This is a genomic window from Aquiflexum sp. (assembly GCF_041751335.1).
Lineage (GTDB): Bacteria > Bacteroidota > Bacteroidia > Cytophagales > Cyclobacteriaceae > Aquiflexum.
Genome location: NZ_JBGSXS010000380.1, coordinates 1 through 20,195, shown reverse-complemented (window position 1 = coordinate 20,195; position 20,195 = coordinate 1). Strand labels below are relative to the sequence as shown.

Annotated in this window: 16 protein-coding genes and 1 pseudogene; 4 read left to right on the top strand and 13 right to left on the bottom strand. The window is 39.5% G+C overall.

Annotated features, from left to right (window positions below):
- Nucleotides 1–85: 85 nt before the first annotated feature.
- The 3 genes from ACEW8U_RS20365 to ACEW8U_RS20355 form a co-directional block, all read right to left on the bottom strand.
- Nucleotides 86–1,495: a prolyl oligopeptidase family serine peptidase gene (locus ACEW8U_RS20365; RefSeq protein ID WP_373523891.1), complete on the bottom strand. Its 1,410-nt coding sequence runs from the start codon at nucleotides 1,493–1,495 to the stop codon at nucleotides 86–88.
- A 122-nt stretch (nucleotides 1,496–1,617) separates the two neighbouring features.
- Nucleotides 1,618–1,845, bottom strand: coding sequence for a hypothetical protein (locus ACEW8U_RS20360; RefSeq protein ID WP_373523890.1), 228 nt, complete (start codon nucleotides 1,843–1,845; stop codon nucleotides 1,618–1,620).
- Complete coding sequence (locus ACEW8U_RS20355) at nucleotides 1,835–2,290, bottom strand: hypothetical protein (protein ID WP_373523889.1); 456 nt, start codon at nucleotides 2,288–2,290, stop codon at nucleotides 1,835–1,837. The genes ACEW8U_RS20360 and ACEW8U_RS20355 overlap by 11 nt, the downstream gene beginning before the upstream one ends.
- A 349-nt stretch (nucleotides 2,291–2,639) precedes the next feature.
- Between ACEW8U_RS20355 and ACEW8U_RS20350 the strand changes: the two genes are divergently transcribed.
- From ACEW8U_RS20350 to ACEW8U_RS20340, 3 genes are read left to right on the top strand one after another with little or no spacing between them, the layout of a single operon-like run.
- Nucleotides 2,640–3,254, top strand: coding sequence for an outer membrane beta-barrel protein (locus ACEW8U_RS20350; protein ID WP_373523888.1), 615 nt, complete (start codon nucleotides 2,640–2,642; stop codon nucleotides 3,252–3,254).
- Between the two features lie 46 nt (nucleotides 3,255–3,300).
- Complete coding sequence (locus ACEW8U_RS20345) at nucleotides 3,301–3,495, top strand: hypothetical protein (protein ID WP_373523887.1); 195 nt, start codon at nucleotides 3,301–3,303, stop codon at nucleotides 3,493–3,495.
- The gene (locus ACEW8U_RS20340) at nucleotides 3,489–4,268 is read left to right on the top strand and encodes a hypothetical protein (protein ID WP_373523886.1); all 780 of its coding nucleotides are present in this window, start codon (nucleotides 3,489–3,491) and stop codon (nucleotides 4,266–4,268) included. Before ACEW8U_RS20345 ends, ACEW8U_RS20340 begins: the two co-directional genes overlap by 7 nt.
- A gap of 227 nt (nucleotides 4,269–4,495) precedes the next feature.
- Here ACEW8U_RS20340 and ACEW8U_RS20335 read toward each other — a convergent pair whose 3' ends face one another.
- The 10 genes and pseudogenes from ACEW8U_RS20335 to ACEW8U_RS20290 form a co-directional block, all read right to left on the bottom strand.
- Nucleotides 4,496–5,611, bottom strand: coding sequence for an alpha/beta hydrolase (locus ACEW8U_RS20335; RefSeq protein ID WP_373523885.1), 1,116 nt, complete (start codon nucleotides 5,609–5,611; stop codon nucleotides 4,496–4,498).
- A gap of 69 nt (nucleotides 5,612–5,680) precedes the next feature.
- Nucleotides 5,681–6,079, bottom strand: coding sequence for a nuclear transport factor 2 family protein (locus ACEW8U_RS20330; protein ID WP_373523884.1), 399 nt, complete (start codon nucleotides 6,077–6,079; stop codon nucleotides 5,681–5,683).
- 59 nt (nucleotides 6,080–6,138) lie between these two features.
- Complete coding sequence (locus tag ACEW8U_RS20325) at nucleotides 6,139–6,591, bottom strand: DUF1569 domain-containing protein (protein ID WP_373523883.1); 453 nt, start codon at nucleotides 6,589–6,591, stop codon at nucleotides 6,139–6,141.
- A 63-nt stretch (nucleotides 6,592–6,654) separates the two neighbouring features.
- Nucleotides 6,655–7,965, bottom strand: coding sequence for a DUF2254 domain-containing protein (locus ACEW8U_RS20320; protein ID WP_373523882.1), 1,311 nt, complete (start codon nucleotides 7,963–7,965; stop codon nucleotides 6,655–6,657).
- Between the two features lie 21 nt (nucleotides 7,966–7,986).
- Nucleotides 7,987–8,499 (bottom strand): DUF6855 family protein, encoded by a 513-nt coding sequence (locus ACEW8U_RS20315; protein ID WP_373523881.1) that lies wholly within the window; start codon nucleotides 8,497–8,499, stop codon nucleotides 7,987–7,989.
- 133 nt (nucleotides 8,500–8,632) lie between these two features.
- Nucleotides 8,633–9,340, bottom strand: a pseudogene (locus tag ACEW8U_RS20310) (alpha/beta hydrolase family protein).
- 221 nt (nucleotides 9,341–9,561) lie between these two features.
- The gene (locus ACEW8U_RS20305) at nucleotides 9,562–11,970 is read right to left on the bottom strand and encodes an ABC transporter permease (protein WP_373523880.1); all 2,409 of its coding nucleotides are present in this window, start codon (nucleotides 11,968–11,970) and stop codon (nucleotides 9,562–9,564) included.
- A gap of 594 nt (nucleotides 11,971–12,564) precedes the next feature.
- On the bottom strand, nucleotides 12,565–14,991 hold the full coding sequence (locus tag ACEW8U_RS20300; RefSeq protein WP_373523879.1) for an ABC transporter permease: 2,427 nt from the start codon (nucleotides 14,989–14,991) through the stop codon (nucleotides 12,565–12,567).
- A gap of 364 nt (nucleotides 14,992–15,355) precedes the next feature.
- Entirely contained in the window at nucleotides 15,356–17,758 is a 2,403-nt protein-coding gene (locus ACEW8U_RS20295; protein WP_373523878.1) for an FtsX-like permease family protein, read from the bottom strand.
- Nucleotides 17,759–18,280: 522 nt separating this feature from the next.
- The gene (locus ACEW8U_RS20290; protein WP_373523877.1) at nucleotides 18,281–19,000 is read right to left on the bottom strand and encodes a lysostaphin resistance A-like protein; all 720 of its coding nucleotides are present in this window, start codon (nucleotides 18,998–19,000) and stop codon (nucleotides 18,281–18,283) included.
- A gap of 482 nt (nucleotides 19,001–19,482) precedes the next feature.
- Between ACEW8U_RS20290 and ACEW8U_RS20285 the strand changes: the two genes are divergently transcribed.
- On the top strand, nucleotides 19,483–20,195 hold a 713-nt coding region (locus ACEW8U_RS20285), incomplete at its 3' end, for a class I SAM-dependent methyltransferase (protein ID WP_373523876.1).

The following is a 20,195-nucleotide window of genomic DNA, read 5'->3' as shown; positions in this document are numbered from 1 at the left end:
ATACTCACTTTTTTCGTTGCCGAACTTCTTTGATGCTTTTTTAACCTCCATTACCAAATCAGAAAGGCGACAAGAAGGTTTCTTTTCAATCCCTCTTCTGTGCAAAAAGCCATTCCAGTACTCCGGGGGTATCTTCAATTATTTCCCAGCCATGGCCTCCTTTTGGAGACTCAGTGTAGCGGGGATCGCCTCCGGCATTTCGGATCGCTTCAATCACGTCTCTTGAACCGCTCACCGGGACGTTTCCGTCATTTGCTCCATGGAAAGCCCATATAGCAACATTAAGCATGTTTGGTGCAAGATCAGGATTACCTTCACCTGCAAAAGGAATTGCGGCAGCAAACTTATCCGGTCGGGTGCCGATAAAGTGCCAGGTCCCGTATCCACCCAAAGAATGGCCTGCTACAAAAAGTCTGTTTTCATCTACTGCAAACTCATCCGTCAGCGAACCGATGGTCTCAAAAACCAATTCATCTACAGCAGGTAAATTGGGAAGACCTCCCCAAGAAGAACCGGGCCGGCATTGGGGAACAAAAACAAAAGCAGGGTATTTCTCTCTATTTTCCGGTTTGGATAGCATCCTGGCAAATAGGGATCCATCAAATTGTCTGAAATTATCCGTACCATAGCCAGCCCCTCCGTGTAGGCAGACTACCATAGGATACTGTTTTTCGGGATCGTAATCAAGTGGCAGAAGCAGTCGATACAGTAAGCTATCTCCTTCCCTGTTCACATAGCTTCTGGCTTCAAAGGGTTCGGCCAGTGCCTTCGTGCCCGGAGATGCATGCGTACTCCAAAAACTTTGTGTGCCCACCATGATGCCAATTACCAAGATCATCAAAACAGTGACTCCACCCAGACAAGTTAGGAATTCTGAATATTTATATGGGACGGAAGTCTCAGAATCTGATTTTGAGGTCTTAAATTCCGTATAAAAAACCATGATCAACGGAATAAATTCCAAGCTGGCAGCCAATACAATCCATTGGGTCAGTTGAATGATTGTACTAATGGGCTGTCCTGGCTGGACATTCAAACTCAGGTTCAAAACATAGGCCGAGAAGACCACTATGATCAATATAAAAATCCCCATTCCTCTTAACCATGGATTTTTTCCTGCTTTGGAAAATACAAGACTTATCCCAAATAATAAACCTGCGCCAAGTGAAAGAATGTATACCGGAATATAATAGTCCTGTAATCCTTTCAGCAAAGACTGCAAGAGAAAATAGAAAAAGATATTTTGAAAAAGTCCTGAGATTACAACCATCAATCCTGTCACAAATGCAAATTTATACCCTTTATGGCTAAAATATTTCAGCGAGAATATGGAACCAATCAATGCAGTACCCAAAATTACCAACAACCAATTGCCAAAAGAATGGAGGTTATGCAAATGGAAATCAATCTGAAAAAAAATAATGCAATTGAATAAAGCTGCGATCACATATAATCCAAGAAATAAGATCCCAAAGAAATAGAAGTCCCGATTCATAGTTTTTGATTTAAGTTTCTGGAATCAGTTTGTTTTATCTACCATTGATGAAGTCAAACCAAACAGCTTGTAATCAACAATATAGTTGATTTTTAAAATAACTACAAACTTTCTCATCCCCCTTAAATCCCAACAAAGGGGTTTAAGGGAGATGGATTGTTGGTATTATTAAATGAAAAAAGGGAAACAGATATCTCCCTCTTCCTCATCTCTTCGGCAATCTTTCCTTCAATCTTTCTACAACTGCAATTTTTTGCATGTTCGATATGCCATGCCATCCGCTGTTCCATGGTAGGGTTTTTGGTCATTTTATTCTTCTCATGCCATTCTTTGTTGATTTTAGTGCTCATAAATTTCAAAATTTTTGATTACCTGAGGTGTCAACGTGAAAATTACTATAAGCAGACCGGTAAAAGTCATAACAGGTTGCAACCAAAAATATTGGGTCAATACCTGTTGAATAGTTATCCAGATAATGACAATGATGCCCGAGTACAGGGAATAAGTCCATGCCCAATGTTTATTAGCGTAAATATTGAAGGTATCCGCCCATTCCCATTCCGGTTTGAGAAGCAGTCCGACAAAAGTCAATAACGGCAAGAAACCAATCAAAGTGAAAAGGAAGAATCCCGGTATGAGATAAGTGTTGAAAGGAACATCACCAAGCCATTCAGTATCCATACCTAATAATGAGCCATCAGGCTCAAGCGCCAACATCCCGCCTCCGTATATCGCTCCCAAGCCGAGAAAAAGGTGAAGAAGGAAAAGCAGGTAAAGAAAAAAGGGGCGTTTCATATAGCAAAGCAATTTTTTAGTTGTAAACCTTGTTTAAACCCTCGGAAAAGACTTAGCTTTTTTTTTCTATTTAACATCTTATTACTCATTTATAATCCCTCGTCTCTCACTCCTGCCTACTGGCAGGTCATTTTTCTCTGATTCTCGGGACAGGCTTTGTTTAATGTCTCCCCGATACTCGGGACAGGCTTTGATTCTTGACTCTTGTCTCTGAGTTCTAATCTCAGAAATACAAATAAATTATTTCTATATGTCTATTTCTAATCCTAAAATCAATTCAAATAATGATTTTTATCACTATTTGAATATATAATTATCTCTAAATTTCATTCATCAAAATAGATAAGCTATGAAAACTTTCTTAAAAAATTTCTCAGCAAACCGAACATGGATGATCGGAATGCTTTTCGCGATGTTAGTGGGCTTTTCCCATAATGGATGGAGCCAAAGTAATTGGAGCTTGGAATTCAGGCCAGGTGCCAATTTCCCGGTTTCAGATTTGAATAACAATACCCAACTCAAAACAGGATTTGGACTTGAAGGGATTGTTTCTTACAATTTCATGACTCAGTTCGGCATCTATGCAGGATGGAGTTGGAACAAGTTTTCTGCCGACCAATCCTTCGCCGGTCCAAATATGGACTTTGAAGAAACAGGGTATACTTATGGTATCCAATACTTTATTCCAGTTGGAACAGGTGATACCAGGGTATTTGTCAGGGCAGGAGGACTTTGGAACCATATTGAAATGGAAAACAGTAATGGAGAATTGGTTCATGACACAGGGCACGGATTTGGTTGGCAAGTGGAAACCGGTATTTCCGTTCCCTTATCCGAGCGATGGAAAATTCAACCCGGCATCAGGTACAGATCTCTTTCCCGTGATTTTCCAACAGGAAACACCTCTGTCGAAGGTAATCTTAATTACATTTCTCTGGGATTGGGAATTGTTTATAGTTTCTAACTCGAGTTATCCAATAAATGGTACTATCATTTAATCCTTTAAGGAAATGGAAATGGATATCAAAACCCTCTTGGCATACGCTATTAAAGCACCTTCAGGCCACAATACCCAACCTTGGAAGTTTAGGGTAGAGGGGAATACAATCACAATATCTCCTGATTTTAGCAGGAGATTACCGATTGTTGACCCTGATGACCATGCTCTATTTATCAGTTTAGGTTGTGTTTGGAAAACATGCTGATTGCTGCGAGTCATTATGGATGGAATTCCAGGATTTCTCTTCATCTCGACCATGCCATGGAAGAAAGTATTTCCCTGGAATTGATTAAAGGTAAAAATCTTAACCAAAATGGCTTGTTTGAATATATTTCCATAAGACAAAGTACCCGCAATGACTATGATGGCAAATCCATATCCAAGGAAGATTGGATGAAAATCATTGACGCAGCAAACGGGGAAGATGTCGAAGTCCTTGTGTTTAAAGATCAGAAGGAAATGAATTCTATTATTCCTTTTGTAAAAGAAGGGGCCATTCTCCAATTTCAAAATCAGGCTTTCGTAGATGAACTGATACAGTGGATTAGATTCAATGAAAGTAAGGCTGAAAAAACCGGAGATGGACTATCAGGGAAGGTGACGGGCAATCCTTCTGTTCCGACTTGGCTGGGAAAAATCTTTATGGGACTATCTGTTTCTCCTGAGAAAGAAGCAGACAAATACGAAGAACTGATTCTCAATTCATCAGGTCTTATGCTCTTTATTGCCAAAAGAAATGATAAAAAAGCATGGATCAATCTTGGCCGAAGCTTTGAAAGGGCGGTCTTGATGGCGACTTCACTAGGAATCAACCATGCACACATGAATATGCCCTGTGAGGAAGAAGCAGTCCGGAAAAAGCTTGTTTCCTACCTCAAACTTGAAAAAAACATGACTCCTTTGTTGTTGATCAGGTTGGGTTATTCAGAAAAAATGCCTTATTCCTACCGACGGCCCTTGGAAGAAGTTCTGGTCTAAGGTATAATTATTATTCTTTTTTCAATTCAAAAGATAACCTCGTGGCACATTCCGGATATTAAACCGAATGTGCCATTGAGTTTAATCAATATTCTGATCTTTTTACCTTTTGACAATATTATTGGCTATAAATTGAACAAAAACTCTGGGGCAAAAAATTGAACCTGCTTCTTTCAGTCAGTTCAACCTTAACAACCTAGAAATCAATTAATCCAGAAAGCCTATTCTTAATCCGCAAGGTCTACCCTTCTGTTCAAAACATCTTTTTCAATAATCTGCCTGACCTTTTCATTCTCTTCAAATAAGGGGCTATGGGCAGAATTTTCAAAAGTATAAAATCCCTTTATCGGTGCTTGAAGCTTGCTGAAATAGTCTTTGGAAAGTCCCATATTCACAGTATAATCAAACTTTCCGCTGAAGAAATAAATCGGTATATCCAATTGTGGAACTTCATCCGCAAAATTCCTTGTCAATATTTCCCTATTAAGATTGGTTTTGGGCAAAAAGAAAAACTTGGATCTCCAGATTTTGAACTTTTCTGGAAGTGTATAAGCCCTACAGGTCCAAACGGGTAGAAAAACATCTGTGAATATGGATTTCATCTCCCTCATGGTGCCAATACCCAATTCGTGCATCATTTTGTCCCGAAGACCTGAGGTATAGAAATCATATAACAGGGAATCATTTTCAATCAAGGGGTATTGCTTCAACTGGTCAATTGATTTTTGATCATTTTTTTCCTGATATTGTTGCAACATGTAGTCATAAGCTATTCTTTCCGAAAAAGCCTGATCCGTAATTTGGGCCATGGCTATGTAACCATGATACAAATCCGGGTTTTGAGCGGCTGCCCGCAATGCAATAGGCGTACCGCCTGAATGCGCCAGCAAGAATATTTTTTCTTTGCCAAACCGCTTTCGAAGATAATGGGTGACTTCCAGTGCATCTGCTACCAATTGCTCAAAATTCATACTTTCTACATATACCTCAGGACTGTAGGACAAACCCCCTCCCCTTTGCTCCCAATAGCAGACCGAGAAATAGTCTTCCAATCCAGGTTTGTGCTTGTCGATCAAAAAATAATTGGGGAAAGAAGGCCCACCATGAAGGTAGAGCAATACAGGATTTTGGCTGTTTTTGCTTCTGATAAACATGCCCTGCTGCACACCTCCTATTTGCACAAACACTTTCTCGGAGATGCTTTGAGGCAAAGAATTTCCGGCACTGTCCAAAAAGGGTTCAGGTTTACCAGGGCTGATCCAGATTAAAACTGTCATCAAAAGCACTAAGGCTCCAAATACCATTGCTAGGAATAAAATAGCCATAATTTTAAAAGTTTTCATGATTGTTAGCAGAAACCTAAATTTTGAAAATTATTCCGAGCATACTTCCGATGATTGCCTGGAAGCTAGCTACCATTGATTATCTACCTTGATCCAAACATTGGTGAATCTTCTTGGGATCCAATTATCCTGGTCAGGGACCATATTACTTGGCTGTTGAAGTTCTTTTCCCATGACTATGGCAATGTTCTGATTGAAAGTAATCTTTTCAATGATCCTTTCAACTTTGGGAAATACATGTCCGCTTTTCATCAATGCAACAATATCTTTTGTCGTCACAATCCTTCCATTTGGATTATTGACAACATATTCCTTAGTCCAAATCTCCAATAAAGAAGTAGTGTCCCCTTTGTCAAGTAATTCAGTCCAATGTTTTTCCAATCGTCTGATTTCCAGTTCATCTGTGGACTGCCCAAAGGAAATAGTAGTAACTAAAATAAAAACGATTATCAGGATAGAGGCTTTCATAGTATAGGATTTATGTTAGAGGATATTTTTTTTCATTGAGATACAAGGAATTCAAATTTTCAACGGCTACCAAACTGTTTTAAATGATGATCAAGATGCTTATAAATTAACCTTGACCATTCATCCCGTTTGAGGTTGCCAAAAAAAGGATGTGGGTATAACTCGTCCTGCCTTTTTACTTCTTCGAGATAATTTAATAAATCCTTTTTTTCCAATTCAATGTCTGTCACCAAAAAACTATTTGTTTCCACGTTCATTTCGTCCGGTGTCTTTGCTCCTTTTGGCCAGGGAAGATTTGAAAATAATAACCATTTGCCCAATCCAGATCTCATCAATGAAGGACCTTGCGGCTTAGAAGGAATTTCGCCAACTGCCAGTTTTAATTGTGCAGTACAATGAAGAAGCATTTGCTGCAGGTCCATTTTGCCCCATTTTCTGAGACTTGAAGCTGAAAGTGCCATTATCCTCTTTCTGATTTCTGCATAATCTTCTTCATTAAAAATGGTTTTCATAAAAGGTTTTTCTTTTTGTGCCTTGACACTGTCTCTCGCATCTCGCCTCTCACTTCTCCCTCCCTATTTCCCCAAAATCTTATCCGCTCTTCTTTTAAGATCCTCAAGATCATTTTTTTCTATGATGTCTGATTCCCCTTTGGCCAAAACCATTTCAGCATGTTTGATTACTGCATTTTTGTGATTTTCTTCATTAGTAAATCCAATAATGGTGATCATTGCTTCCATCAACCTGATAATAACTGCAGTACTACCACTTGAAAACTGACGAATCTGGTTGAAGGCAGCATCTAAAACTCCCTCAAATTCCAATGTATCAGAAATTACTCTGAGCGTTCCTGCTTCATCAAACCGATGCCTAGATGGAAATTTAGCCTGGGCTAGATAGCAAAGGATTGCTGTAAGATTATCGATACAAACAATTGCTGTGAAGGGGTCATTTACCCCGGGAGAAAGAGCTCTTGCAGCGATTTCCACCATTTGATGGATGGAGAATTCAAGGTCTTGTTCAGCAGTCTTTATATTCCCGATTACAAATTGATCCAACACACTTTTCAACGATTCTTCCTCCAATTTATTGGTCGTATGTATTCTCCCCATCTCCATACCTTTTACCAAAAAACTACCAGGTCTTTGATGCAGCTCCAATAGTGCATTATGATTCGTTATACACTTCATCAAAGCTTTATTATCTACATATTGAAGATAACCGTTTTTAAGTGATTTGATAGATGTGTGAGTTTTGTAAGCCGAAATAACTGAAACAATATCAATATTTAATTCTCCTTCTTTTTCTTCTCCCATTTTCTCGGGGAAGAGTGTTTCCACTTGCTCAGAGATAAAATCAGAAATATCAGATATCACCTTGTCCGCCTGAATGCTGATCGCTATTTGATGGATAAATACGATGAGCAAAATGATGTTCGCCATTGCGGCTAAAATAGCCGCAAGAATAGAAATGGAAGGGATAAAGCTATAATCGTTGCTGTCCCTTATAGCATTCAAAACAAGAAGACAGTACAAATAGGTAGAAATATAAGAGCCCAAAACAACCTGATTGAGCTTAACATACATGAAGTTTTTGATAAGCCTAGGCCCAAATTGCGAAGATGCCAATGTCAATGCTACGAGTGTTACAGAAAAAACAGTTCCTGCCACACCTATCATGGCACCTGAAATAGTAGATAATATACTACGTGCCGAATCGGAGCTGTTTACCAAAAAAAAGCGAAGCCAACCTTCGTGAGAAATGGTTACTATGCTATCCATATATACCAAACCGATAGATAAAAAAATTGAAAAGGCAATAATAATCACTGGTAAAAACCAGAATGTTGCCAATAATTCTTTCAAAAAAAAGAGTGGTTTTTTCATGTTGTAATTTTAGGTCTACTTTTACTTAGCTTTCATTTTATTACCCCTAGCATCATGTGTCACTTCAGCAAGTCCAAGTTTTTCCATTAAAGGGGGAATATACATTCCAAAGCGTCCACGAAGACCTTTCTTTAGTCCATACCATCCACCGATAGGATTAGTTTCTGACCGGCCCCATGCTTCAACAGTCTCTTCTTTTATAGGTTTTTGTTCGTCTGCACTGCCAAGATCCATCCAATCCCCATGATTTTTCAGCATAGTGTGAAGATCGTTTATACAGCGATAGTCATAAAGTAAAGTTGTTTTACCAACTACGCATACTATCACTTCTTTACCATCCTTAAGGTCCTTATACATTTCATAGTCAGATGCCAATGGTGGAGTTTTTAGTTTCCATGGATTTTCTTTTGTTCCTTCTTGTGCCATCTTAATGAATTTTGTAGGTAAGATATTTCCTGTTACCTTCTTCAATCTCGCTGAAAATTTCTGAAAGTTTTCTTTGAAGGTAGTCAATTTTAATTTTTGTAGTTCCAAATTTAAATATTTGTCATTGTTTCAACATTAAGATTGGTCGTCAAAGAAATACTGATTTTCAACCGTAAAAAAAATTGAAATTTGACTAACAGATTATTTACTATTGATGATCTCTTTATTTCGGTTTTGGAGATTATTGCACTGGAAAATATTTCTCCAAAAAATCATACACCAGATTAAATTGCTTCAACGGTTCAATATGTCCACCATCAAGTATAGCGTGTTCCTTATAGTGTTGAAAATCATACTCCTGTAGCCTTTTCATTATCCTATTTGACATCAATGTTGCTGGCCACTGTTCATCATTTTTCCCAGACAATATAAAAATCGGACGATTGATGTTTTCTACTGAAATTTCAGCCTTTTTCACTGCCACCTCATCCTCCAGCATTATACTGTGCGCCGTAAATAGATCCCCCTTCAATGCGGGTGAGATAACTTTCAAGGATGCGGGAACATAAGGTACTTCCTGATTTTTATAGGTCCATGATCAGGTGATTGCGGGGAAACTTACATTTGAAGTTGAAAAAGCAATGACAGCATTGAAATGACTAAACCTGCTTGCCAGATTTAATACCAACTCGCATCCACGGGAACCTCCCATAAGTGCTATTTTAGTTTCATCAATTTTTGGGTTTTTGGCGATCTTCAATATGGTATCGGAAATGGCATCCAATGAAATCCAATCTAAATAGTCGGGGGTGCCATTAGAATTGAAATAACCAATTGCCAATACTGCATATCCCATTTTATTCAAGCTATCTCTTTTCCCTTTCAGATAATTCTTGGACCAATCATTACCCCCATCACCCCCACCAAAAGCAACAATCAATGGCTGCATATCAGCACTTCCCAAAAATAGTTTGGTTTCGACGACCCCGCGTTGCTCTGAAAGTGAAGGAACATAAGTAAAAATATAAATTAGTCCAGCAGACAACACCAGTATCACAATCAATAAGAGAATGATATTTCTTTTTTTCATAATGTTGGATATTTAGTAGGCTAAGCTATGGAATGAAATCCTCGTAAATTTTGACATACATCAAAAAATCACATTTTACCCTATTCACTCCTCAACCCCGTAACGGTATTTCTATATGCCGCCATTAAGGCCTGCAAACCTACTATCAATAAAGTGACCAACAGTGCTCCAAATACCACTGCAGCCATAGCCATTGGCACTATCTCTGTATGGTAAGCAAAATTTTGAAGCCATTCTTTGCCAAAATACCACGCTACAGGGACTGCCAAGACAGAAGCAATGATCACTAACACCATAAATTCTTTGGACAACGTATAGACTAATTGCGGTACCCCTGCCCCCAAAACTTTTCTGATACTCATTTCTTTTGCCCTGGATTCTATCATAAAGGAAACCAAACCTAGCAATCCGATCAGAGAGATCAAAAGGGTTAACCCCGCAAAAATCCTGAACATCTTGGCCATTCGAAGTTCTGACTGATACAATCTTTCAAAGTCTTCATTCAAAAAGAAGTATTTGAAATCTCTTTCACCAAAGTCATTCAACCATTTTTGATTCAGTGATTCAAATATGGCCGTGGTCTGGGTCGGATCAAATCTAAGGGATAACCAATAGGAGTAATCAGGCGCCCAATCCATAGCAATCCCATGAATGGCCTGCTGCAATCCCAATTGATGGTAATCCTTCACCACCCCTATCACGGTTCCCTGAGGAGTGGTGGATGGGGAAACTATTTTCTCCCCTAAAGCTTCTTCGGGACTGTTCCATCCGAAAATTCTTACTGCTCTTTCATTCAACACCAGGCCTTCGGTTCTATCAGTTTCTCTCTCGGGATCAAAAAACCTTCCCGCAACAAGTTCCAGGTTTAGGGTATTCAAGTAATCCTCATCCACAGAAAGGTATTCTACAGAAACCGGGTTTTCGGCCTCTCTTCCCTCGGGAAAAGCTATCTGCCCTATCCAACCTGGCCTTCCAGGAATACCGTTGGAATAAGTGATTTTTTGAATTCCTGAAATATCACTCAATTCATTTTTCAGGCTTTCTATTCGGTTTTTGGGAAGTTTGGATGCATTAAGCACCAAAATTTCATCCTTGGCAAATCCCAATTCTTTTTCTTGCATATAATCCAATTGATTGAGCACTACCAATGTCCCCATTGCCAGGGAAACTGAAATGAAGAATTGGAATACGACCAATGTCTTTCTTAAATTAAGGCCAGAACCTCCGGGAGTAAATTTCCCTTTAAGGATTTTTACAGGTTGTAAGGCAGAAAGATGAAGTGAAGGATAATATCCTGCCAACAGACTGATTAACAAGAGCAAAGCCATTATTCCCAAGAGAATTTCGAGTTTTAGGAAACTTTCAAGGTTGTAAGTTTTATTGACCAATTCATTGAATACCGGCATCACCGCGCTTGATAAGAAAAGTGCAATCAATAGGCCAATAACAGTAAGGACAAAAGCTTCTGTCATAAACTGTGTAATCAATGCCATCCTGGATGAACCCACCACTTTTCTCAGGCCTACCTCCTTGAAGCGGTCCATAGAGCGGGCCGTGGACAAATTGATGAAATTGATGCAGGCAAGCAAGATGGTAAAAAGACAAATTCCCAAGACCATATACACCCGGTCGATACTTCCCAATGTTCCAAACCTGTTTCCGGATTGGGATTTCAAATAAACTTCTTCCATCGGTTCAAAATACAGTAACGCTTCTGAACCCCAAGAGCGCATCTGATCTCCCACCTTGTCCATATAGACGTTTTTTGCTTTTGATTTAAATGATTCATGATCTACCCCTTCTTTGAGCAAGAGGTAGTTGCCCATATTGATATTTCCCCAGCCGTTTTCAGTGTAATCGGTCACTCCCCTCATGACATCGAAGGTAGCTTGGGAGAGCAAAAGGTCAAACTGAATATGGGAATTCTGTGGGACATTTTTGACTACTGCACCCACTGTGATAGGGATGCTGTCTCCGATAAAAAATTCTTTGTTGATTCCATCCTCACCCTTGAACAATTTCGCTTCAAAATCCTCAGTGATAACTGCGAAATAAGGTTTTTCCAAGGTCGAACTCACATCGCCTTTTGCAATTTCGAAAGAAAACACTTCGAAAAATTCCTTGTTGGTGTAGATCGTCCTTGGGCTATGATTTTCCTGATCGGAAGTTACCTCATATCTCGGCCATCCAATGGTATAGACCATCTTTTCTACCTCAGGGTATTCGGCTTCCAAGACCTGTCCCACAGGCCAACCATTGTCACTGTTATAGGATTCCGAACCGGACTTCAGGTCCACAAAAACCGTATTGACCCGGTAAATACGGTCAGCTTTGGTATGAAAGTTATCGTATGAAAATTCATCCAATGCATAGATCATCATAAAAATTCCTCCTGTAAGTCCCAAGGCCAAACTGAGGATATTGATAATCGAAAAAGCCTTTCGTTTTTTCAGATTTCTAAGGGCGATTTTGAAGTAGTTTTTGAGCATGGGGGTATTGGGTTGAAAGTCTTTTGGGTATGTTGATTAAAGATTGGTTTTTGGATTGTTTGGTTGCATGGGTTGTCTTAATAGTTTTCGGTTTAGCCTTCTTCACTTTTCTTCTCTCACCTCCCCAACAACCAATATATCGTTCGTGCCCATGGCACTTTTGGATACATACATTTTGCCTTTAACCCGGCAATAAATTACCAGGCTATAATATCGGTCATGCCTTCGGCATTTTGTCTTTTTCTGTACCCATTAGGCTTTTGCCTTTTTGTTTCCGAAACTCGTAGAAGGCTTTGGTTCTTGTATCTAGCACCTCAATAGATGTCTCTCCCGAACAGCTGTCGGGATCGACATGACAAGGTGAAGTCTTCTTTAATAGTTGTTGCATTAGATAATCAAAACATCAATAGTATCTTATTTCTCGGATTTCGCTTCTTGGTTCACGCTTCTTTGTTTTTATCTCCCACTTCTCAATTCACGGCTCTCGCATCTTGATTCTTTGTTATTGGCTCTTGGCTCTTGATTCTAAGATTCTCGCTTCTCGCATCTCGTTTCTCATTTCATCCTTCCTCCCTCATCCTTCATCCTTTCCTTCTATTCCACCTTAAATGCATCCACCGGATTGATCATGGCGGCTCGGATGGATTGGGAACTGACGGTTAGGGCAGCAATTAGGGTTGCCGTGAAACCGGCTATCAAGAAAACCACCCAGGATACAGTGACACTGTAAGCGAAGTTATCCAGCCACCCGTTCATTCCGTACCATGCTATGGGAATGGCCAAAAGGAACCCGAAGAATACCAGTTTAAGAAAATCCTTGCCCAAAAGTGAAACGATGCTCCAAATACTGGCCCCCATGACTTTTCTGATACCGATTTCTTTTGTTCGCTGTTCGGTGGCATAGGCTGCAAGGCCAAACAAACCCAATACAGAGATCAAAATTGCCAAGCCCGCAAAAAATCCAAATATGGCCCCAACTTTTTCTTCTGCTTCATATTGTTGTTCAAACCTATCCGAAACCAAATAATAATTAAATGGGAAATCAGGTTTCATGGCCACCCACTCTTCTTGTAGAAATGCCAAGGTGGCATCTTTGTTTTCGCCTTTGATTTTTATGGCTACTTCATTGATTCGGTCAGTTGGAATCAGGAAGACCATGGGACTGATCGGCTGATGAAGGGATTCAAAGTGAAAATCCTTTACAACCCCTGTTACATATCCTCTTCTAATTCCATATTGGAATGGCTTGTTAACTGCCTCCTCTGCACTAGACCAACCAATGGCTCTTATTGCCGATTCATTCAATATAAAAGCCTCAGTAGAATCACTTGCCAGGTTGTAATCAAAATCACGTCCTGCAACCATTTCCATCCCAAAAGTCTCCATAAAGGTATGACTGACATGAATGTCTGAAATCCTGACTTCAATGGGTAACAATTCACCGTTCACTTCTGCCTGTGCCCCTTGCGCATCTAACAGTCTTCCCGAAGGAATTCTGCTTCCCAATGCCACATTTTCAATCCCCTGTTGCTGAAGCAGTCTGTCACGCATCATCTCATAATTCCCTATCAATTCATCATAGGCCGGAAGTACGACTATTTCATCTTTGTCAAAACCCAGATCTTTATTTTTCATAAAGTCCAGTTGGTTCAAAACAACCATAACAGCAACAATCAAAATCACCGAAATTGCAAATTGTCCTACCACCAAAAATGACCTTAATTTCTCATGGATGGAGCCGATTTTATAGGTTCCCTTCAGTACTTTGACGGGTTGGAATCCAGAAAGGAAAAGTGATGGGTAACTTCCGGCCAGCAATCCTACAACTACTACCAAAACCAATAATCCTAACAAATATTCAGGATGTCTAAAAAAATCCAAACTTAGGAGTTTCCCTGTGAAATTGCTGAAAGTGGGAAGAAATATGTATGCTAACAACAGTGCAGCTACCAAAGCTATCAGCGACATCAAGATCGTCTCAGCCATAAACTGCCTTACAAGGAGTTGTCTATCAGCACCCAATACTTTTCTCAAACCCACTTCCAAAGCTCTTTTAGCAGAACGGGCGGTGGCCAGATTCATAAAATTGATACAGGCAATCAAGAGAATAAATATGGCAATGGCACTGTAGATATAGACGTATTCAATACTGCTGTTGGGTTCAATTTCAGAATCCAAGTTGGAATGTAAATGGATATCGGTCAAAGGCCACAAAAATAATTTTGTACCCATTGAGGCAGAAAAACCTTGGGAACTCTTTGGTAAGTGTCTGTCAATAAAATCCGGGATCTGAGCTTCCAGATCCTTGACATCCACTCCCTGTTCCAGAAGTAGGTAAGTTCCGAAATTATTGCTACCAAAGTTCGACATCATACTTTCGTAGCCTCCATAGAAAGCCACTACAGGCTCCATGGATGCCAAAAAATCTGCTTTGAAGTGGGAATTATCAGGAATATCTTTCATGACTCCTCTGACCTGCATATTGATTGCCTGCGATCCGATCATCACTTCCAATGACTTGCCTACTGCATCCTGAGTACCAAAGTATTTTTCAGCCATGGTTTTGCTGATTACCATACCATCAGGGAATGTGAGAGCAGTTTCAGCGTCACCTTCCAACAATGGCCATGAAAAAACATTGAATACCTCAGGATCGGAGAAAAAGAATCTGTTTTCTTCAAAAACTTTGGCCCCATCTTTTACGACAACATTGACATTCATCAACCTGACAGCTTCCTGAATTTGACCCTCAAAATCTGATTTCAACAATGGTCCAAAAGGAGGTGCTGCATGTCCCAAATGCAGGTTGGTCTCCCCATCAGGATTGAACCAAGCCCTTGAAACCCTGTATATCCTGTCTGAATGCTCATGGTATTTATCATAACTGAGTTCATGTTGGACAAAGAGAAATATCAAGATACTGGCAGCCATCCCAACCGACAATCCCAAAATATTGATCAGTATATAAGCAGGATTCTTTTTCAGGTTTCGGATGAAAATTTTAAGATAGTTGTGGAGCATGGTAGTTGTTGGTTGTTCTAAGTTTCAATTTTTGTAAGGTTATCCAATTATTGGGGTTAAAACTTGGTTTTTTTTATTTGTATTGCTCTTCATTTAGGGTGTCAAAGGTAGAAGGTATTATGACTGCTCTCCAGAGATTGCCACGTCGCACGAAAGGTTTCTGCATAAACCAAAGTCATCAGAAGTGCTCCTTGCAATGACGATTCCTAAAACCTTCCGATTTCCGTCCATATGAGCCTTTATCTTTCTCGACTCTTATTTCTTGGTTCCCCGAAATTCTTCGGGACAGGCTTTGATTCTTGGTTCTAAACTCTCGGCTCTCGCTTCTCCATCCTTCCTCCCTCATCCTTCATCCTTTCCCTCACTATTCATCTTTCAATGTCTTGGCAGGATCCTGTACAAAAACCTTAATCGTTCTGTATCCTATGGTAAGGAAGGAAATGAATCCTACTACCAATATGGCCATGATAAATATCCAAGGAGAAACTTTTGTTTTGTTAGCAAATCCTTCAAGCCATTGATTGGAAAACCAAATCCCAAAGAGAACGGCCATCACAGCTGAAACCCCAAGCAATACAAAGAAATCTGCAGATAGCACTTTGAGTACGTCAGATGCTTTGGCACCAAGGACTTTTCTGATGCTGATTTCCCGGGTCCTCCTTAGTGCCACATAAGACACCAATCCAAACAGTCCCATGCAGGCGATGCCGATGGCTATTGCTGCAAACAGACCGAAGATTTGACCGGTTTTTTGTTCTGCCAGATACATTTTACCATATTCTTGGTCTAGAAAACGATAAGCAAAAGGTCTCTCAGGAAAGAATCCTTTCCATACCTCTTCCATTTTTGCCAAGTTTCCAGTTAGATTTCCTTTTGGCATTTTGACCAATAGCCAGTTTGCCTCTGTTGGTTGGATAAAAATCCCTAAGGCACCAACCTGATGGTGAAGGGAATTGAAATAGAAATTTTCCACTACACCTTTGATCACACTATTGACCCCATTATAAACAATTTTGCGCCCTATGCTTTCCTCAGGTGTCCAGCCCAATTCTTTGATGGCTGCCTCATTGAATATCACATTCATTTCCAGCTCATCCTCATAAGCTTTGGTTTGATCTATATCCTGATCGGTAAAATCTCTTCCTGCAATCAAATTCAATCCTATGGTCTTAACCATATCATGGTCCACTGCAAATCCTGTAATCATAAAATCTTTATCATTGTCACCTCCGGGAGAAACTGAATAACCTGCTTGAATAAAATGTGGCATGGCATTGCCCAAACTTGCGGAAAGAGCGACGCCGTTCCTTTCAATTTCATTTTTTAAAGCAGGTATCTGTTCCCGCATGTTGTAGTGAAAATTCAAGGCTACGACTGATTCCCTATCATATCCCAAGTTCACAGACTGCATATATTCCAATTGCTGCTTTACAATCAATGTTGCAACCAGTAAACTGATAGATACAAAGAATTGGAATACCACAAGGCTTCTTCTCAGCCAAGGCCCGCCCTTTTGACCCAATATTTTTTTACCCAAAGCCTGCAAAGGTTCCAATCCCGACAATACCAAAGAAGGGTAATATCCAGCAAAAAAAGCTATGAAAATGAGCAGGCCTATTCCAATCGATATCCCAAGGGGACTAAGCAATAACTCAGTTTTTAAAGGAGTACCTGCAAAGGATTCAAACTGGGATTTGAATAAGAGTAGCAACAAAACACTCAAAGCCATACTAAAAATTGAAAGTATGAAAGACTCAGAGATAAATTGACCAAACAACTGTAGTCTGCCTGCTCCGAGAATTTTTCTAAGACCTACCTCTTTATTTCTTTCTGTGGCTTCTGCTGTTGCCAAGTTGACATAATTGATGATCCCAATGATGATCAATAAAATCGCCACTACTGCAAATATGTAAAGGTTTTTGATGTCCGCTGCAGGTTTCATTTCCTTGAGTTGACTATCCCCCAAGTAAATGGAGGTCAATGGCTGAAACAATATGCCCACATCAAATCCATAACTCCTCATTTCTTCACCAAAATATTTTTCCACCAACAAATCAAGTTTTTGTGCAAAATGTTCCCTATCTGCATTCGGACTTAATTTGGCATAAGAATAATAATTGGCAGGTGACCACTCCGGGTTTGTACCGTGACGATGGGACTTAAAGGAAGCCAGAAAATCAAAATCCAAATGGCTGTTGCTTGGAAAATCCGCAACAATTCCGGTGACCATATAATCCTTTCCGTCAATTTTTAGAACCTGTCCTAATCCTGAGTTTACAACTCCATAGTATTTTTCCGCCGTACTTTTGGTCAACACGATCTGATTGGGTTCAGCCAATAATTTCCCACCCTGTCCTGCTATCTTTTCCAAATCAAAAACCTCAAAAAAGTTTTCATCTGCGTAGGCAAATTTATTTTCTTCTTGATTGCCCTGACCTGCATCTACCAACACCGAAGAAAAAATCCCTACGTCAAAAATCAGGGTTCCCACTTCCACTTCATCCAACTCTTCCATTAAAGTAGGGACCAAAGCTGAAGGAGTCATACTGACCACTTGTTCCTTTCCGGCCATGGCAAAACGCTGACCGAACCTAACCACACGATCAGAATCTGTGTACATACTATCATATGTAGCCTCATGATGAATGTATAGGGATATCGCCAAAAAACTTGCAATGGCAATGGTCAAACCAAGGATATTGATACCTGTATATAGCTTTCGCTTGGACAGGTTTCGGAGCGAGACTTTAAAATAGTTTTTCCACATTTTGAATAGAAGTGAGTCCCGATAGCTATCGGGATGAGAAGTGAGACACAAGACGCAAGACGCAAGAAATAAGATTTTAGACTTGCCTGACAGGTTGGATTATGAATTTAAATCTCTATTCTATGTCTTTGTTGATTTATACAACTCTTTTTATTACAAACCTTAATGGCAGTTGCTTTATTCTAAAATAGATGGTTAGGTATTTAATTGACCTTTTTGGACCATGATGAGTAATCCCACATTTATGCCACAAGTCAAAACCCCTCAAATGCGGTAAAAAGGGATAATCTAAAAATCATTATGAAAAAAAGTCGAACAGTTTTGACCGTTAACGGACAAAGAATTTGAATAATTTGGTGAGATGGGTTCGGTTTGAGGAGAAAGAAAAATATGTGAACGATTTAGTTATTGGCCTGGTCTATCATTTTGAGAAAATTCCATGGTGTCATCACTGCTATTTCTGAATACCTTAAATGCCATATTTTTTCGCAAGTTCTTCTGTAAGGAAGTAAGGGAATACTTCTATTTGAAATAAATATAGTAAGTCAATAAAATAGCAGTCAAATTGTAAATCCCATGTGCTACCATAGAGGCCGTTAACCGCTTGGTTGAAATGAATAGAATGGTGTAAATTATCGTAGGCACCAAAATATCAAACCAATCCAAAGCACTACTTGGCATATGACCTAATGAGAAAATCACAATTGAAAGTACAGCTGAAACCCATAAACCAATCTTGGGATTTTTAAAAACTCCTTTAAGAATATTAATGAAATATCCCCTGTTAAAAAGTTCTTCTGCAATCCCACCTCCTATCACACCCAATGCAATAAATGATAATGTCCCCATAAAACTTCCATCGTACATTCCCAACATTCCATTGATATCTGCCCGGTTTATCCCTCCTGTGTTCGGGATGATAACAGCAAATTGAAGGACAGTCCACAAAACTCCGAAAAGACCACCCAACAAGGCATCCTTTTTGACATTTACGAACCGAAGTCCAATTTGTCCAAAATCCTTTTTTAAAATTCTAAGCGAAGCGTAGAGCAAAAGTGAAATTGAGAAAAATTGAAACAGGGCAATGTAAAATAAATTTATCCCAATTTTGCCACCATTGATTTTGGTAACACCAAAGAAAACATCCGGAATTATAAACAGGATAAAGCCAAAAAGAATTGTGAAAATAAAAATTGTTAAAGTCTTTGCTTTGCTTACTGTACTACTGTTGCTTTCTGCCATTGTATTTCTTGTTTAAATGTTTAGAGGATCAGTTGATCCATTGATTTAATTAAAAAACCAAAGCCCCGACATGATCGAGGCTTTGCGCTGTTTATCAACTAAACTAAAATACCTCTTGGAAAGAACGTTTCGGTTTGCGAGGCGACAGACCTTGGGGAAGAAAATTATCTTTATCAGTTCTTCCGAAGGGTATCAATTTCAAAACAAATGTCACCTCTTCTTGGGTTGGGACAGGTTACTTGTCCCGGTAGTTGGTTTAGATTTCAAAAAGGGCAAACATCAAACTGCTTGAAGCTGTTATCCCTTTTCCCAAAAAGATGCCAAATTACGAATCACCCATTTTAGCAATTAGAGGCAGTTTCAATCCTGGAATCAATTTGAATCCGTACAGTTATTGTCCACTTCCGCTCAAAACAATTCAGAATACCCCTCGTTTCTGATGTATAATCTATACTTGAAATTTTCCATAAATTTTAAATCCCATGATAAGGTCTACCCTCATACTTTTCTTTTCCTTTTTGTTGATTAATTGTCATGCACAATATGAACAAGAAGCGGCTTTGGATGAATCCGTCTATTCCTATAAAACTCCTGACCGTGACGGAACAGGAAAAGTATATATGGGAAGGGAGATATCCCAAGTGATGAATTTTATGGGTATGAGTTGGCTGGAAAGGTCCACAAGGCCCCAAGAGGAAAATACCGAATTGGCCATCAAAAACCTTCCTATTGACAAAAAGAGTGTCGTGGCAGATATCGGGGCCGGATCTGGTTATTACACCTTCCGGATTGCAAAACGGGTTCCTGAGGGATTGGTGTATGCAGTGGAAATCCAAGATCCTGCCATCAAATACTTGAAAGAAAAAAGCCAGGAATTGGATTTTGAAAATGTAAAGACCATCAAAGGAACTGAAAAATCTCCTAATTTACCGGAAAACTCTATTGACCTGGCCATCATGGTGGATGTGTACCATGAACTTTTGTTTCCCCATGAAGTATTGCAGGAAATCAAAAAATCTCTCAAACCCAATGGGAAATTATTGCTGATAGAATATAGAGGTGAAGACCCAAAGGTCAGAATCAAACCATTGCACAAAATGACCGTGGACCAAGTCACCAAAGAACTTTCAGCCAATGGATTTAAAATATCCCAGAACGGTCAGTTTATGAATATCCAGCATTTTTTGGTTTTTGA